Genomic DNA, 15,699 nt, shown 5'->3' on the forward strand with positions numbered 1-15,699 from the left:
TAAGAGTGAAAATAACAAATGATTTATTAATATGGCAGGCCTATCCAGAAGGATAATGCACTTTTCTAATTTCTTCGTTATTTATTGGAAAATATTGTCATATACATATTACCGATGGAACTAGGGAACTGGTATCTGCCGCTATTACTGGATTTTATCGGAAAGGACGAGACAGCATGTTTATTTCAGTAGGTAGGTTGCATTTAAAAAGTAAGCGAAAGATTCCTAGCTTTTTTTATCATACAATTAAATCGATTATTCAAACAAAAAAAGCAGAAGGATTGAAATTTTCTTCTTTTAACAGAGATGGATGGCTTACTTACTGGACTCTTACAGTTTGGGAAAGCAAAGAACATATGATGACCTATCGAAATAGAGGTAACCATTTAAAAGCAATGAAAGTATCACGAAACATTGCAGATAAGTTAGATCAAATTAATTGGGAAGCAGATGTTATTCCTACTTGGGATGAAGCGATTGAAAGACTACATGAGAAGTTTGGCAAAATTGAGTAACGATCGATTTCTTTAACGAGCCCGGCATACTAGCACCTATGATTATGAAAAATGTGATTACAAAGGTGGAGAGTATCTAATAGACTTACACTTTCAAACTTATTGTTTCATACAAGTGGATTAATGGATGTGATTGAAGAGGGGAGCACTAAATAGAGAGTATGTATTTGGCCAATTTTTTTTATTATCCATTCGTTTCCCCCCTTACCTCTTCATCATAAGAGGTAGGGGATATTTATGACAACAAACGGAGCGTAGAGTTTGATAAGTGCTAACTGTTCCTTTTTGAATACTTGATAGGCGAGCAGAACACAGGGAAAATAAGCGTCAAGACAAGTGCAGAAATTGTTAACAAAATCCCAGCTATATGGAGTGTCATCATGTGAAAAATAATATAGAAAATAGGAGTAAATAAGACAAATCCTGGGATTGCGAAAAGAACAGAGATCCATTCCCATGCATCGGCACGCATAAATAAAGCTAAATTAATACCAATCAAACTAAAAATTAATGGCCATATGAATAAATAACTTCCACCAGGAAGATACAAGGAAATCACGATAGTAATGATAATCCATAGGAACATAGTGGCTATGGATATGTTTTCTTTTGTGAAAAATCTAGAACCCCATCTTACTAAAAAGAATGTGACAAAAGCTGTTAGTAATAATAATGCTATTAAATAATAGATACCTATTTGTAGTTCTGTAATAATCCGTACATATTGCTCTTCCGATACAATAGATTCCAAAACTTTCCACAATAAGGTAACAATCCCGAAAATAGCTGCAATAGTAAGCAATGTAAATAGGAACCCAGTAATTATTTCTGTTAAATTCATTCTCTTCTTATATATCCCGTGGCACAAAGTTCCAATAAACAGCAGTACTCCGCCAATCATAAGCCAAAGCGCCCAAGATTGTGGATAATGAACCATTTTCCATCCAATGGCATTAAAATAGATTCTATCTTCCTGCTTGATTTCATTTAAATCTAAATGACCAAAGTGCTTTGTCAAATTCAGCATATATTCTCCGTGGTGCTGTAAACTTCCTAAATCCAAATTTTCATGGGTATCTATTGGGCTATGATATGAATCTAACCCCATACCAAAGGCAAAGTTTAGCCCCGCTGCTTCACCTTCTCGAAACACGGTCAAATCTGTATAATTCGGCATTAGTTTATAAACATTATAGAGTAAAGAGTAAGCAAGAGGTTGTGGGGCAGCTTCTAAAAATTCTTTTATAATCCATCCATTTTGATCAGTCGTTTCAAACATCACCGAAGGACCTTGATTACCTCGAGCTTCAAAATTCAGTACAAGTCCTACATCTTCGGCCCAAGGATGTTCTGTAGCAAACGCTTGAGCTCCAAGCAAGCCTATTTCTTCACCATCCGTCATAAGTAATATAAGATCGTTTTTTAGCTCGCCTGATACTTGTAAAGCACGAGTCATCTCGAGCATCGCTGCAATAGCAGCACCGTCATCTGCAGCTCCAGGACTCGTTCGTACAGAATCGTAATGAGCAGCTATCATGATTGCTTTACTATTATCAGAACCAGGTATACGCACCATAATGTTTTCAATAGTGCCACTATGATTTGGAAAGAAGTTAGAGACAACGTATTTCTTTTGTATTTCAGGCTCTAGTCCAAGTTTTTGGAGTTCTGAAATAAGATAATTACGTACTTGAAAATTAGCAACAGAGCCAGTAGGGTGAGGTTCTTTAGCGATGACTTCAAGATGTGTCAGTGCACGTTCTGCTGAAAACATATCTAAGGATGCATTTGAACTAACTATTTGTGGCGTTCGAATTGGCAATAAACCTAGAATAATAGAGGCTAAAATAATAATAAATATACCTCCAAATTTAGCGAGCCTTTTAGACTTATTCTTCTTAACCGTCTGTGTCTGAGAATTTGGAGTTAATGGTGGTGTTGAATTTTTTAAGACCATTATTTATTCCCCTTTTTAATTTGTATTGGTTTCTATTAACATATCAATCTACTTACACTTATACTGGAAGATTATGTTCGTAGATACACTATTATACAATGGGCGTGATTTGTCTATAGTTAAGATCTATTCAAGGAGTGATTATATTGAACTTCGAGCAAATTGATATTAAGAAACATCGAAATACAGTCGTTAAATTTCGGAAAGACTCATTTAGAGTAAGTTTTGGAGATACTTCGGGGTTGGGTGAAGAAGAAGAGTATCTAAGTTGGTTAGAAGAAAAAATAAGGGATCTTCCAAAAGGTTTTGTTTTAGCTGAAGAGAACGGTAAATATATCGGGCAACTTGAATTAACAATCCGAAAATATGAAGGTAATGACATTGGTTATGTAAATTTGTATTATTTAATACCCGAAATGCGTGGGTTAGGGAAAGGAAAAGAATTACACAATTATGTAATGCAATTCTTTGAAAACAATAAAGTTAGAGAATATCACCTAAGAGTTTCCCCCTCAAATATTAATGCGATTAAGTTTTATAAAAAAATTGGAATGGTAGAAGTAGGCCCAGAAGTTGATGGAAAAGTGATTAGGATGAAAGGTTATTTATAAAAATCCTTATTGTATTAAAACGGGGCAGTTTAGTTGAACAAATAAGTAAAATTAGTAACAACCCTTAATAACAGGTGTTAAAATAAGTTATATACTTTTTTTCACTAACAACTAAGAGGTGTTTTGTATGAAATTAAATGAATTTACAATAGGAGATGTGTTTGAAACTAAATCACATAGATTAACAAAAGAAGATATTATGAGGTTTGCGAGTGAATTTGACCCCCAATATATGCACTTAGATGAGGAAAAAGCGAAACAGGGAAGATTTGATGGAATTATAGCTTCTGGAATACATACACTCGCTATTTCATTTAAGTTATGGGTCGAAGAAGGTAGATACGGTGATGATGTTATTGCTGGAACAAAACTGAATAATATTAAATTTATAAAACCAGTTTATCCTGATGATGAATTACATGTAATTATTAAGGTTATTGATAAGAAAGCAATAAAGAATGAAACTGGTGTCCTCACCGTACAGTTATTAACTTTCAACGATAAAGAAGATAAAGTGTTTGAAGGTGAATTATCCGCATTGGTAAAGCAATGATAGGCTAATTGTTAATATAGGTTCTCAAACTAACGGAGGCATTAATCCAACAAGGGATTAATGCCCCTTTTGTTGATGTTATTGAACTAACAAGACAGATGGAATACACTCTAACAATTTAATTTAATCTGATGGGGGAAGGGGTCATTCAGTAATACATACAATCGGTGGTTTTGGTAAAAATTTAATTAAATTTACAACATCATTTTGGACTTTTTGCCCTGGAGTTGAAGACAATGCGTTTTGCAGAACTTCCATGTTTTCAAATTCCAGTTCTGCGATTAAATAAAGAGGTTCAGGGGAGTTTTGAGTTTGTAAGACTCTATTGATACACGCGTTTTTAAGATTCGGCACTTCACTTACCATAGGTAAATGTATTTCTTGATAATACTTTTCGAATTCATCAATGTTCGTAGGTCTTTCATACATCACCATTACTTTTGCCAAATATCCATCTCCCTTTAAAGTTTAGTGTTACACAATCATAATATTAAAATGCAAATTTATTATGACAAAAAGTTAACCTGTTTTTAAATCAATATATTGGTAGCTTATTAACTTTAATTGTGAATATAGAAATGATATTTTCTTGTAAAAATAAAAGCAAACCATCTTATAAAATTAAAAAGAAGCCGAATTCTAATAAATTCGACTCCAAATGAATGACGAAACAACTAAAAGATAATAAATTATCTAAACGTTGAAAGTTTTAAATTAATATTTATCTTTCATGAAAGATGCACCAACGATAATTAACAGGATGAATAGCACAACTAATAATACAAATTCTTTTTTGTTGTCATTGCGATCAAAAATACCGCCTACATTATTATCATAACCAGACATAAATTCACCCCCTTACAATAAATAATTTATGAGTTATTTCTCCACTGAAATGGGTATAAATGCTGATTATTATAAATAAATTTCAAACCGGGGCAAATTGAGAAGAAATCGGAATCGATAAACAAGCTGTATATCGGATTAACAATAGGGCTGCTATCTTAGAAGTTAGAACAAACTTGACAATACCAACAAAGACAAGGAGTGAAGTTATGAAATTTCTGCTTACATCTGGAGGCATCACTAACAAAAGCATACACGCCGTACTGGTTGACATGCTGGACAAGCCGATTGCTGAATCCAACGCTCTTTGCATTCCCACTGCGATGTATGGTTTTTGCAATAATCTCGTGGGATAAAAATTTGAAAATAAATAGAAACATTAATGAGGCATTGATCTAAGAAGGATTAATGTCTTTTTTGTTGAAGTTATGCACCAGAAGGCTTTTAGTGAATAGAATTAAAGAATGAAAGACGGGGCGTTAATTTGAATAAATTCAACTACTACAAGGAAACAGATCGACTAGTAATTAGACCTCTTGCAAAAGAGGATTATACTACCTGGTTAACAGAGTTTGAGAATAGACTTCCTTCGCAACACAAATACGATGAAGGCAAAATCGATATGAGTATTTGTACTAAAGAATGGTTTGAAGATCTAGTGGATAACCATCAAAGAATGGCGATGGACGATAAAGTATATGTATTTGGAATCTTTCGAAAAGAGGATCATACTCATTTGGGATCAATAGATTTCTCCACACTGATGAGGGATGGTTTTCAATGGGCAAGATTTGGTTATACAATTCATAACCAATTTTGGAGACAAGGCTACGGAAAAGAAGCGGTAAAAGCAACGCTCCAGCTCGCTTTTGAAAAGCTAAATTACCATCGGATAGAAGCACACATTAACCTTGATAACACACCTTCCATTAAATTAGCTGAAAGTGTTGGCATGCAATTTGAATGTATAAGAGAAGGGTTTATTTATGAAAATGACCAATGGACGGATCATCTTATTTACTATATAAATACGAAGTAGTTGTTGTTGCACTAACCAGGCAGTTTACTTCAAGAAGGGGGAGAGTTAATAATGCCTAATTATAATTCAGAACGGGATAAACCATTTAATGATGCAATGGAACATTTGAACAGAGTAGAGGGCTATCCTATTAGTAAAGGTGGAAATCTCCCTTTGCCGATTAAGATAATAGGCTATTTTATGTTCGGTGGAATTACTTTAATGATCCTATTAGGCTTAATTTTAAGTATCTTCAACTAGAGTAGTTGAACAATCCGTCAATCAATTACATAGAAATGTTATACTTTCAAAAAGGAGGAATTCTGGTGATATTAGAAGCTGCTTTACTCCATGTTAAGAAAGGCATGGAAGAAGAATATGAAGAAGCATTTCGTACCGCATCAAAAATTATATCTTCTATGAAAGGGTATATATCTCATGAATTACAGCGTTGTATTGAAGTTGAGGGGAAATATTTACTACTGGTAAAGTGGGAAACATTAGAAGACCATACAGTCGGATTTAGACAATCAAACGAGTATCAAGAGTGGAAAAACCAATTGCATCATTTTTATGACCCATTTCCAACAGTAGAACATTTTGAGAAGGTTAAACTTCAACAACTGAGGCGTTAATCCAAGAAGGTTTAAGGATCTTTTTTGAATTTATTATACGATCGAGGCAAGAATACTGAAAAATTAGGCTTTAAAAGTAAACTGAAGTAATAATAGAAAAATTTTATAGGCGGTGTAAAGTAATGGACAACTATCCCATTGTGAAACAATATTCAAATGAGTACCAAATTCAAGTAGTCGATTTAATTCTTCATATTCAGCAACAAGAATATAACATCGAGATTACGAAGGATGACCAACCTGATTTGTTTACGATAGAAGATTTTTACCAGAAGGGGAATGGGAACTTTTGGGTGGCTTTATATGATGAAAAAGTAGTAGGTACAATCAGTATTTTAGACATAGGAAATAATCAAGTTGCATTAAGAAAAATGTTTGTAGATAAAGAATTCAGAGGATCGAAATTTAAGACTGCCACTCTTTTATTACATAATGCAATCAATTGGGCAAAAAATCGTTCAGTACAAACAATCTATCTTGGAACAACACCACAATTTTTAGCTGCCCATAGATTTTACGAAAAAAACGGCTTTACCAGTATTGATCAGCAAGAGTTACCTGAAAATTTCCCAGTATTAAATGTTGATAAAAAGTTTTATAAATTTTCGTTGTAATAGGATTTTTAATTACTGCTTAATAAACTGGCGGTAGCGTTTCTACAATCTGTGGAGACGTTTTTTCAATAGATAGGGGCTTGACTAATCTTGAAGTATTTCTAATTTAATATTTAATTTATTTCGAGTAATTGAAGTTGGTTTGTGAAGGATTGCACTTAAACTAACGAGGGCGTTGATCCATGAAGGATTAATGCCCTTTTTGATGAAGTTATTGTACTAACGGGGCAGGTTAGTTAAAGAATCGTCTTTAGCTCTTATTCAATAATCGGGACATCTCCTGGCGCACTTAATCAAAGTTAGATATTTATGTTAATGTAAAGTGTAGATTATCAAAACTTTAATGAAGCGAGTAAACTGAAAGTGGTGGGGATTTAATAATGAAGGAGAAAATTCTAGATTTTCTATTTAATGAGAATAAGTACAGATTTATTAAATTTTTGTTTATACTACTATTTTTTATAATAGCATTCATTATAGGTAATAACCTTAGTGACTTTAATCAAGTTTATATTGTTTACTATGTTCCTGTATTAACCCTTGTTTTGGTAATATCCATCATTAGAGTAACGTGGTACAACAAGAAATATAACATCAAGACACGTATAATCGATAAGGTACAGCCTTTAATAATGGTTTTACTCATAGTCGTTTTTTTCTATTTTGGATGAAGTAAATATTTTAAAAATAGAACTCCCAAAAATGGGTAGTTCTATTTTTATTTATACAATTCCTTATATAAAACATATTTTAAAGCAGAAATTTCATCTTCGGACAGTTTACCTTCGATTTCTGATAATAATTCATCCGGATTAATTGAGCCATTTTGGGCTTGTTCCTGAATATCAAGTAAACGATTAACGCCTACTTTTTTTATGACCACACGTGTAGCTTCTTCCTTCGTTTGGAAGGGAAGAGTATCCGGATTTGTAGATGCTACCTCATTTACAACTTCTTGAAGCTTCGGATCATTCTCAATATAAGATTTTATTTCTTCTAAATCTTCGGTAGTTAAATTCGATTTCACTGTATCGATTATTTTTTCGGAAGCGATATTTGTTCCAAAATGCCACACAGCATAACCAGCTGCTCCGAGTAAAACAAGAATCATTACGGTAATTGTTAAAAACTTTTTCATCCACTCACTCCTGACAATTTGAATATAGCACAACTACTCAAAAACCACGAAGAAAAAATAGTTCTATTCATGCTTTAATTACTATTAATTTAGAACCTAGAACAATTAGTTTTCACCCTATATATAAATAGCATTACTTTGTATGGACAATAAATTTAATAGATAAAGTTATTGCCGCTTTTACTCTTTAGTCAAATTACCAAGCTTGTTGTCATGTATGAAAACTCTGTCTGAAGTAAGATAAAAGCTCGAATTGTTCGAATTTTTTTAATCCTTAATTATCTCTATCGTTATTGACATTATGCAATTACGTGCTAGAATGAAAAAACAACTTTGTCACGTTGAAGCGTTGAAGTTTAAAGCGTGAAATTAACATCTAGGAGCAAGCATATGTTTTCTATTGAGGCAAAATCAAAACCGTCAGTATTCGAAGCATTATTCATTGTAATAATAGTCATTTCAGTTATTTCTAGCGCGATTGGTAAGCTTGGTAGTGTACCACATATCCCGATCCTTTTCTCCATCATTCTTCTCATTTTTTACGGTTTGCTTAAACGTGTGCCATTTAAAGTGTTGGAAGAAAGTATGCGATCTGGAGCCATTACAGGAATAGGAGCTATTTATATCTTCTTTTTAATAGGTATTCTGATTAGTAGCTGGATTGTAAGCGGTACGATACCAACGCTTTTATATATGGGTTTTTCTCTCGTATCGGCTAGTTTCTTTTATGCGATTGTATTTATTATTACAGCAATTATCGGTACAGCGATTGGGAGTTCATTGACGACTGTAGCTACAATTGGGGTTGCTTTTGTAAGTATCGCAGGTGCCATTGATGCATCGCTTGTCTTGACGGCTGGCGCTATTGTATCCGGAGCGTTTTTTGGCGATAAAATGTCTCCATTGTCAGACACAACAAATCTAGCAGCGAGTATCGTCAATATTGATTTATTTGAACATATTAAAAATATGAGTTGGACAACGATTCCTGCGTTTTTAATTAGCGGTGTCCTATATGCGGTTTTATCCCCTTCAGTTGAAGGTGTAAATAATACGAACATTGCTTTCTATCAGACTAGTTTACAAGCTACAAATCTTGTCCATTGGTATGCGATCGTGCCACTCCTAGTCTTGATTGTTTGCACATTCAAAAAAGTGCCGGCATTTTTAACGCTAACGGTTAGTTCCCTTGTAGCGCTTTTCTTATCAATATTTCATACATCTTTATCAATTAGTGATTACAGTGCCATTTTATATAGTGGTTATGTTTCTGAAACTGGGGTTGAAGTAATTGATTCACTTTTAACTCGTGGTGGAATCAGTAGTATGTTCTTTACAATTATGCTTGTGGTGCTTAGCCTGAGCATGGGTGGGTTATTGTTTGGCTTAGGTATTATTCAAACTTTGCTTAGCAAAATTGAAAGTTTATTAAAATCAATAGGTGCATTGATTACAGGGACGGCTTTTACTGCAATTGGAATTAATATTGTAGTTGGAGAACAGTATTTATCGATTTTATTAACAGGGGATGCCTTTAAGCAACAATATAAAGAACTAGGCTTACATCCGAAAAATTTAAGCCGGGTAATGGAAGATGCAGGTACAGTCGTTAATCCGCTTGTCCCTTGGAGTGTTTGTGGTTTATTTATTGCCTCGATGCTTAACGTTTCCGTAATCGACTATCTGCCTTTTGCGTTCTTTTGCTTACTAAGCCCAATCCTTACAATAATTTTTGGATGGTTAAACCTGACAATATCAAGAAACTAAACATACTAACATTCGTAGTACAAACCAAGGCCATGGTTCGTACTACTTTTTTATAGTAGAAATGAAGGAAGTAGAACAGCCTCTGGGATCAGGCATTGATCCAAGAAGGATTAGTGCCCATTTTGTTGAAATTATTGAACTATCGAGGCATATAATTGATACACTTTAAAAGATATCAATTGGTTCTTTTTTTACAAATACTAATCCCAGATCCTCCTTACATAATAGTTACCATTTTTCACCTTCACTTCGTAGACATCTGGGTGCGAAAATCCTGCCCATTCTTTTAGCCCCTGCATGCCATGAACTTGCATCAATAAAAGCCCCAATGTATTGCGATGTGTAGTCAACACAGTGCCGTCTTTTGCTGTCTCAAAAACTTCCATTCCGCTTTTGGCAATTTCTCGGCTCGATACACCTCCTGCCATTTTCAGCTCCCTGTCCGAAACGGATTCTTTGATGCGTTCTAGCCAGTCGTTTAAATTTTTCGAAATCAGTTTGTGTTCAGAAAGCCGCTCATCAATTTCTACTTGAAGGCCTAGGCTGTCTGCTGTTGGCTGGATGGATTGAATCGCTCTTGTGAAAGGGCTAGAAATGATGTGCTTAATATTCCGCTTTTCAAAAAAGCGCATAAGCTCTTTCGCTTGTTTTTTTCCCTCTTCAGTCAATTCCGCCTGCATCTCTTGTCCTGCAGCCTGGCAATGTCTGACCAGATATACTGTTTTGTCCATTTGTCTCGCTCCTAATTACTTTTTCGTTTTCACCAAATAATTAACAAAAAATTCTTCAGATTTAGACCACTTTGCAACTTATCATAGCCCTTTTTATTTACCTACGTTGTTTGGGATTCATTTGTTAATTTCTCCTTCATTAGTTGAATCCATACCATTCCCCATATATCTTGTAGACTTAAAGTTAAGTCGTACTATTTGATTTAAGAAGGATTAATCCCCATTTGTGTTGAAGTTATTGAACTAACAAGGTAATTTAATGTAACAGAATATTCCAGTCTATAGTTAAATAAATTGAAGAGGTAGAAAATATGAAATCAAACTTAATGCTAATAATTTTATCATTGCTCTTTTTACTTGTTGGTTGTAATGAAATTAGTAAAGAAACAGCTCATTATCCAGAAGATGCCTTGAAAAATATAGAAGTTGGTAACAAAGAAAGAGAAATAATTATATATGGTTCTCATAAAGTAAACGAAGATTTAGTGTTATTTGTCTTTAGAGGGGTAATGAATGATAAGGATGTCTGGATTGCTGATGTTCATAAAGATGATGGTCAATGGGTAGCAAAAGAAATAGTTCAAATGAATGGACCGTTTAAAGGAAAGGGTAACATTCAAACAGTAGTTACTAATGACGAATTTGGATATGAAGTAGGTTATATCGAAAGTAATAATTCCGAAACTGATGATTTAAATATTATTGAAATAGAAGGAATTGAAGATTGGAAAATTTGGATTAAAAAAAAGTTGTAAATCCATAATTTAACAAAAATGATAACTGGGGCGTTTCTTAAAAAGGAATGCTCTTTTCATATCCAAGATTGAATAATCTTGATACATCCCACTAAGGGCAGATTGAAACAGAGCTTTAGAAAAGGAGTTGTATAAAATGAGTGAAAATAAAGTTACTGAAATAAAACGCTCATCAAAAGCAGAAAACATTCTATCTCAGATCAATAGCAATACAAAACTAGGCGACTTACGTAAAATTGCGAAAGAAATCAAAAAAGACCACGAACTAGCTATGGAACTTTGGTCAACCGAAGAATATTTGCCTAGACTATTAGCAATCTTAATTATGGATAAAAAACTGCTTTCACAAGATGTGCTAAATCAACTTGATCAAGATATGCAAATTCACACTGTAGATGAGCGAAATAATTTGATGGATTGGTTAATGGCTAATCAGCTTATGAAAGACAAGAAGTTAATTTCATTGCTGGAGTCATGGGAAAATAGCCCTTCTGCTCTACAAAGACGAACTTTCTGGTATTATCAAGCGCGATTGAGATGGACTGGACAAACACCACCTGAAAACACAGAAGATTTACTATCTGCAATAGAAGCGAGTATTGCGCAGGAAGTACCGGAAGTTCAATGGGCTATGAATTTCACCGCAGGCTGGATAGGCGTTTATGATGAAAAGAATCGTGAACGTTGTATTAAAATAGGTGAGAAAACGGGTCTTTACAAAGGTGATTTCGTATCAAAAGGATGTACTCCAAACTATTTGCCAGAGTTCATTACGATGGAAGTGAACAAACGACAGAAGAAATAGTTACCACTGAAAAGTTTTTAAGAATAGCCCCCAATTTACTATATGTGGGGGCTATTTTGTATTTAATCATTTTAAGTTATTGTCGCTTCTTAGTTTTCTTATTATTAAGTCTCTCAACCGCTGTTAAGGGTTCATTTGCAAATTCATGATCATGCTTCCTTGATAAATTCTTTCTTACTGCTTGCTCATCACTAACGCTACCACTTAATTTATTTTTCTTTGAGTTGGTACTCATTTTATACACCTCCATGATTTTAGTTTGTCACGTGGTTTCCTTAGTATGCATTCTTGATAAATCATTATCTCTTCAAATGCGGTTTCTAAGCTCTCTACTTCGCAGAAATTCGTCTGTGATAACGTTGCAGAAAAATTTAATAATTTAGAAAAGGTATAGGTGAATATATAGAGAATTACTTGATATACCAGATTAAATTAAGGAGAGCTTAATATGAGTAATTCATTCATTCAACAAGTGCATTATCTTAGAATTCCTGTAAAAGATTTAGAACAGTCATCCCAATGGTATAGAGATGTATTGGGGTTTCAGTTAGTAAGCATTACTGATGATCCATTTGCGATTATGAAAGTAAATGACGGACCTTTTTTACTTATCCTAGTACCAACTGTCGATGACACATTTGCACATTTTACAGTTAATAAGGAATCAGCTTTCAGTATCGGCTTTACAAGCCCACAATTATCTGAATTTCATCAACATCTAATTAACAATCAAGTTAAGGTAGAGGAAATACAAGAAGATAATGGTCATGCTTTTTTCCACTTTTATGATCCAAATGGTAATAAACTTCAAGTACACTGGTAAGATCATATAAATTTTCTTATTAGCGTGGCTTTAGGAATAATGAACTCCTACAAATGGGCGCTTTATTTTCGTACATTTTTAAAAGTATAAACAGGACATTTCTCCTCACAATATTTATGGAGGTGAGATAGAAATGGCTAACAATCGTAACAACCAAGCAAAGTTTGCTAGCGAAGCAAACGCTAACGATAATCGCAACCAAGGTGTGAATAATCGTGAAGAATTTGCTGCAGAATCAAACTTCAATCGTAACAGTCACGGAGCTGCAAGCAAACTTGAAGAGCTTATAAATGAAGCAAATTTTAATCCAAACAACTGTAAAATTCCAAATAAATAGTAACTTGTATTAGCCTCGAATTGCTTGTAATTAATTCGGGGTTTTAATTTATTTTATCTTCAACATGACTTTCTATTCTTTAAAATTCGGTGGCGTTGATCCAAAAAGGGATTAACGGCTTTTTTGTTGAACTACTTTACTAACGAGGAAGGCATGTTCAATAAATACAGGTATAAGGGAAGGCGAGGACTAATTTAATGCTATTTATGATTTTGCTTATCGTACCGTTATTAGGTACTTTATGGTTTTTAAATTTCACTATGTTCTTGAAGAACTTAAAAAATGGAAAAAGCACTCATAACCAAAATCTTTTAGGAGCAGTTTTAACATTTATTTTCATCGCTGCTTTAATGATCTGCCTTGTTGGAACCTACTAGAATTGTTCAATAGCATAATTTTAGTTACTGTTCAACCAACGAGGGTGTTTATAAAATTTCTCTTTAGGGGGATTTATTTTGCAATATTTTATTGGTATTGTTCCTTCAGATGAATACAAGCAAAAAGTAACTGCATTTCAACAAAAATGGAAAAATCACTGGATTACTGATGTCGTTGAACCACATATTACAGTAAAGGCACAAGGGGGCTTAACACCAGATAAAGAGTGGATTAGAAAGGTGAAGAAGGTGTGCAATCAATTCTCACCATTTAATATTTCAGTTAGTAAACCAATGTTTTTTGGTGAGGATATTCTTTATTTAAGTGTAAATTCAAAAGAACTGTACGAACTCCACAATAAAATAGTTGAAAAAATATTACCATCTGATGATTTAATTAAAAAGTATTTTGAACTTGACGACTATATACCGCATATGACATTGGGAAAAACATACTTTGGTTTATCAAAACAAGATCTAAATGATATGGCAAAATTAGCGGAAGAGGAGCTTACCCCATACCCAACATTTGAAGTTAATTTTATTAGAATTTATCAAGAAGTTGAACCTCTAAAATATGTAAAACTTTTGGATATTCCATTAAGTAATGTCAACTTCAACTAACGGGGAGGTTAGACTCTTCAACCTTACTGCATAAGCGGGGTAGAAAATAACAGGACTAGTTAAAATATTATTTATAGGGATGAATGATATATATGAGAATATCTTCCTTACTTTATCTTATTGTGTTCTTATTATCTTTTGGCGTTTACTTTTATTATATTGAAGCTATATTAGTAGAAATGTGGCAAAGATTTTTAGGCTTTATGATTCTACTTTATTTACTTCAATTTTTAAAAAGGAAGGCTGAACTACATTTTGAGTTTCTAAATAAACGTATTAACAAAGAGCTCAGTGTTTGGATCGTAATTGGGTTATTTTCTGGCGTAATAATATTTGGGATGTTAACGGGGGCTTAAAAATAGAGATGATTCTTTCTAGAGTTGATACAGCATTTCTATGTTAAAATTGAGTCGGAAAGTGAGGGGTACCAAAATGGATTCGGTAAGTTTAATAGGAACGTTCTTTGCCTTAATACCAATCTTGTTAATTGCATTAGTATTGAGATGGATTAGAATTCTCCGAGTAAATAGTGAAATTCAAATTGAACAAAATAAACAAATCATTGCTTTGCTAAAAGATATAGCTAATAAAAACTAAAAGTGAAAACGATACATAACTGGGAATTGCAGAAAAGTGCAGTCCCTTTTTTTACTAACTGGGTAGTTGTCTATTAATTTAATGTAAGGGGTGAAGATTTGTTAGTAAAAGGTCATTCTGTGCCAAAGATTTATTGGATTCTAATGATCCCAATTTTTTTATGGATGATTAGCAATAGAATTTTTTCGAGCTCACAATGGGAACGATATGGGTTTTCTGAGATTGAAGATTTTGGACTCTTGATATTTGATCTAGTAATTTGCTTATTAGAAAGTTTTATTTATATTTTGTTTATTTGGTTATGTGTATCAGTATTAAAGAATCTATTTAGCAATAATCGAGAAGGAAACAGATTTAACTAACGGGGCAGTTTAGTTGAAGAAAGGAATTTCCCCTTTACTAGAGGAATTTAGTAAACTATATATACAAAAGTAAGGAAATGGGGAATTCTTTTGTTGTTAATTATTATTGCGTTTTTTCTAGGGATTATTTCTATTTCCTACCACCAAGAAGTTTTTACCTTATTTATATTTGTTGGATTATTGACTATGTTAATTATCAATAAAGAAAAAAGATTCGTTATATCACTGCTGTTATCGTTTCTAACCGGTTTTGTGATCTTTATGGTTTCGAATGATTTCGTTGGGACAATGAATATTCCAGAGGAACTAAAAGTAATTCTTAATCGTTTTTTCCTTGTTTTTATCATAATAGGAATCGTTCTTAACCATCTTTTCTTTAATAAGAAGGTTTCTTGGTATAACGAAAAACCTGATTGGAAAAATCCAATCATCTTACCATTTCATAAAGTTAATACATTTTGGTTTTGGTTAATAGGAATGGTTGTTAATGTAATCATATATTTGTATTTTATTATTCAAAAAGATATAGAGTATATTCATGTATTTGATAAGCTAAAACTGAGCCACCATAGCAATTGAAAAGTGAGCCACTTTTATATGAAAATAATCCTAACTTCATAGAGTTAGGAGCGTA

Annotated in this window: 22 protein-coding genes and 1 pseudogene; 17 read left to right on the plus strand and 6 right to left on the minus strand. The window is 33.3% G+C overall.

Annotation, left to right across the window (positions count from 1 at the left end; translation table 11 throughout):
- The first annotated feature begins 176 nt into the window (after positions 1-176).
- Positions 177-515: a DUF3291 domain-containing protein gene (locus CRO45_RS13650; RefSeq protein WP_097150188.1), complete on the plus strand. Its 339-nt coding sequence runs from the start codon at positions 177-179 to the stop codon at positions 513-515.
- Positions 516-786: 271 nt separating this feature from the next.
- Here CRO45_RS13650 and CRO45_RS13655 read toward each other — a convergent pair whose 3' ends face one another.
- Positions 787-2,472 (minus strand): M28 family peptidase, encoded by a 1,686-nt coding sequence (locus CRO45_RS13655; protein WP_097150189.1) that lies wholly within the window; start codon positions 2,470-2,472, stop codon positions 787-789.
- A 137-nt stretch (positions 2,473-2,609) separates the two neighbouring features.
- On the opposite strand from CRO45_RS13655, the gene CRO45_RS13660 reads away from it, so the two are divergent.
- On the plus strand, positions 2,610-3,083 hold the full coding sequence (locus tag CRO45_RS13660) for a GNAT family N-acetyltransferase (RefSeq protein ID WP_328588634.1): 474 nt from the start codon (positions 2,610-2,612) through the stop codon (positions 3,081-3,083).
- A gap of 127 nt (positions 3,084-3,210) precedes the next feature.
- Positions 3,211-3,636 carry a MaoC family dehydratase gene (locus CRO45_RS13665; protein ID WP_097150191.1) on the plus strand — a complete coding sequence of 142 codons (426 nt, stop codon included), beginning with the start codon at positions 3,211-3,213 and terminating at the stop codon, positions 3,634-3,636.
- A gap of 144 nt (positions 3,637-3,780) precedes the next feature.
- Here CRO45_RS13665 and CRO45_RS13670 read toward each other — a convergent pair whose 3' ends face one another.
- Both CRO45_RS13670 and CRO45_RS13675 read right to left on the minus strand, forming a co-directional pair.
- Positions 3,781-4,083: an EthD family reductase gene (locus tag CRO45_RS13670; RefSeq protein WP_097150192.1), complete on the minus strand. Its 303-nt coding sequence runs from the start codon at positions 4,081-4,083 to the stop codon at positions 3,781-3,783.
- Between the two features lie 267 nt (positions 4,084-4,350).
- Positions 4,351-4,482: a YjcZ family sporulation protein gene (locus CRO45_RS13675; RefSeq protein ID WP_097150193.1), complete on the minus strand. Its 132-nt coding sequence runs from the start codon at positions 4,480-4,482 to the stop codon at positions 4,351-4,353.
- A gap of 209 nt (positions 4,483-4,691) precedes the next feature.
- Between CRO45_RS13675 and CRO45_RS20295 the strand changes: the two are divergent.
- From CRO45_RS20295 to CRO45_RS13700, 5 genes and pseudogenes are all read left to right on the plus strand, one after another.
- A pseudogene (locus CRO45_RS20295) lies at positions 4,692-4,814 on the plus strand (peptidase E); the annotation flags it as partial.
- A 152-nt stretch (positions 4,815-4,966) separates the two neighbouring features.
- On the plus strand, positions 4,967-5,521 hold the full coding sequence (locus CRO45_RS13685) for a GNAT family N-acetyltransferase (RefSeq protein ID WP_097150194.1): 555 nt from the start codon (positions 4,967-4,969) through the stop codon (positions 5,519-5,521).
- Positions 5,522-5,572: 51 nt separating this feature from the next.
- Complete coding sequence (locus CRO45_RS13690) at positions 5,573-5,761, plus strand: hypothetical protein (RefSeq protein ID WP_097150195.1); 189 nt, start codon at positions 5,573-5,575, stop codon at positions 5,759-5,761.
- A 65-nt stretch (positions 5,762-5,826) separates the two neighbouring features.
- Positions 5,827-6,135 carry an antibiotic biosynthesis monooxygenase family protein gene (locus CRO45_RS13695; protein ID WP_097150196.1) on the plus strand — a complete coding sequence of 103 codons (309 nt, stop codon included), beginning with the start codon at positions 5,827-5,829 and terminating at the stop codon, positions 6,133-6,135.
- Positions 6,136-6,257: 122 nt separating this feature from the next.
- Positions 6,258-6,749, plus strand: coding sequence for a GNAT family N-acetyltransferase (locus CRO45_RS13700; protein ID WP_097150197.1), 492 nt, complete (start codon positions 6,258-6,260; stop codon positions 6,747-6,749).
- 718 nt (positions 6,750-7,467) lie between these two features.
- Here the strand turns inward: CRO45_RS13700 and CRO45_RS13710 are convergent.
- A complete protein-coding gene (locus tag CRO45_RS13710) occupies positions 7,468-7,887 on the minus strand; it encodes a hypothetical protein (RefSeq protein WP_097150199.1) in 420 nt (139 codons plus the stop codon).
- A 390-nt stretch (positions 7,888-8,277) separates the two neighbouring features.
- Here CRO45_RS13710 and nhaC point away from each other — a divergent pair, with 390 nt between their 5' ends.
- Positions 8,278-9,654: a Na+/H+ antiporter NhaC gene (nhaC, locus tag CRO45_RS13715; RefSeq protein WP_097150200.1), complete on the plus strand. Its 1,377-nt coding sequence runs from the start codon at positions 8,278-8,280 to the stop codon at positions 9,652-9,654.
- Between the two features lie 200 nt (positions 9,655-9,854).
- On the opposite strand, the gene CRO45_RS13720 is transcribed toward nhaC, so the two are convergent.
- Positions 9,855-10,385 carry a histidine phosphatase family protein gene (locus CRO45_RS13720; RefSeq protein ID WP_097150201.1) on the minus strand — a complete coding sequence of 177 codons (531 nt, stop codon included), beginning with the start codon at positions 10,383-10,385 and terminating at the stop codon, positions 9,855-9,857.
- A gap of 311 nt (positions 10,386-10,696) precedes the next feature.
- Here CRO45_RS13720 and CRO45_RS13725 point away from each other — a divergent pair, with 311 nt between their 5' ends.
- Positions 10,697-11,140: a hypothetical protein gene (locus CRO45_RS13725; protein WP_097150202.1), complete on the plus strand. Its 444-nt coding sequence runs from the start codon at positions 10,697-10,699 to the stop codon at positions 11,138-11,140.
- Between the two features lie 136 nt (positions 11,141-11,276).
- Positions 11,277-11,945 (plus strand): DNA alkylation repair protein, encoded by a 669-nt coding sequence (locus CRO45_RS13730; protein ID WP_097150203.1) that lies wholly within the window; start codon positions 11,277-11,279, stop codon positions 11,943-11,945.
- A 76-nt stretch (positions 11,946-12,021) separates the two neighbouring features.
- Here the strand turns inward: CRO45_RS13730 and sspO are convergent, their stop codons facing one another.
- On the minus strand, positions 12,022-12,180 hold the full coding sequence (gene sspO, locus CRO45_RS13735) for a small acid-soluble spore protein O (RefSeq protein WP_097150204.1): 159 nt from the start codon (positions 12,178-12,180) through the stop codon (positions 12,022-12,024).
- 213 nt (positions 12,181-12,393) lie between these two features.
- Between sspO and CRO45_RS13740 the strand changes: the two genes are divergently transcribed.
- From CRO45_RS13740 to CRO45_RS13770, 6 genes are all read left to right on the plus strand, one after another.
- Complete coding sequence (locus CRO45_RS13740) at positions 12,394-12,768, plus strand: VOC family protein (RefSeq protein ID WP_097150205.1); 375 nt, start codon at positions 12,394-12,396, stop codon at positions 12,766-12,768.
- Between the two features lie 133 nt (positions 12,769-12,901).
- Positions 12,902-13,105 (plus strand): hypothetical protein, encoded by a 204-nt coding sequence (locus CRO45_RS13745; protein WP_097150206.1) that lies wholly within the window; start codon positions 12,902-12,904, stop codon positions 13,103-13,105.
- A 455-nt stretch (positions 13,106-13,560) separates the two neighbouring features.
- Positions 13,561-14,106, plus strand: coding sequence for a 2'-5' RNA ligase family protein (locus CRO45_RS13755; protein ID WP_097150208.1), 546 nt, complete (start codon positions 13,561-13,563; stop codon positions 14,104-14,106).
- 92 nt (positions 14,107-14,198) lie between these two features.
- On the plus strand, positions 14,199-14,462 hold the full coding sequence (locus CRO45_RS13760) for a hypothetical protein (protein WP_097150209.1): 264 nt from the start codon (positions 14,199-14,201) through the stop codon (positions 14,460-14,462).
- 76 nt (positions 14,463-14,538) lie between these two features.
- Entirely contained in the window at positions 14,539-14,703 is a 165-nt protein-coding gene (locus tag CRO45_RS20100; RefSeq protein WP_170949494.1) for a hypothetical protein, read from the plus strand.
- A 452-nt stretch (positions 14,704-15,155) separates the two neighbouring features.
- Positions 15,156-15,644 (plus strand): hypothetical protein, encoded by a 489-nt coding sequence (locus tag CRO45_RS13770; protein ID WP_141400335.1) that lies wholly within the window; start codon positions 15,156-15,158, stop codon positions 15,642-15,644.
- Positions 15,645-15,699 lie beyond the last annotated feature (55 nt).

This window comes from Ureibacillus acetophenoni, assembly GCF_900220965.1.
GTDB classification, from domain to species: domain Bacteria; phylum Bacillota; class Bacilli; order Bacillales_A; family Planococcaceae; genus Ureibacillus; species Ureibacillus acetophenoni.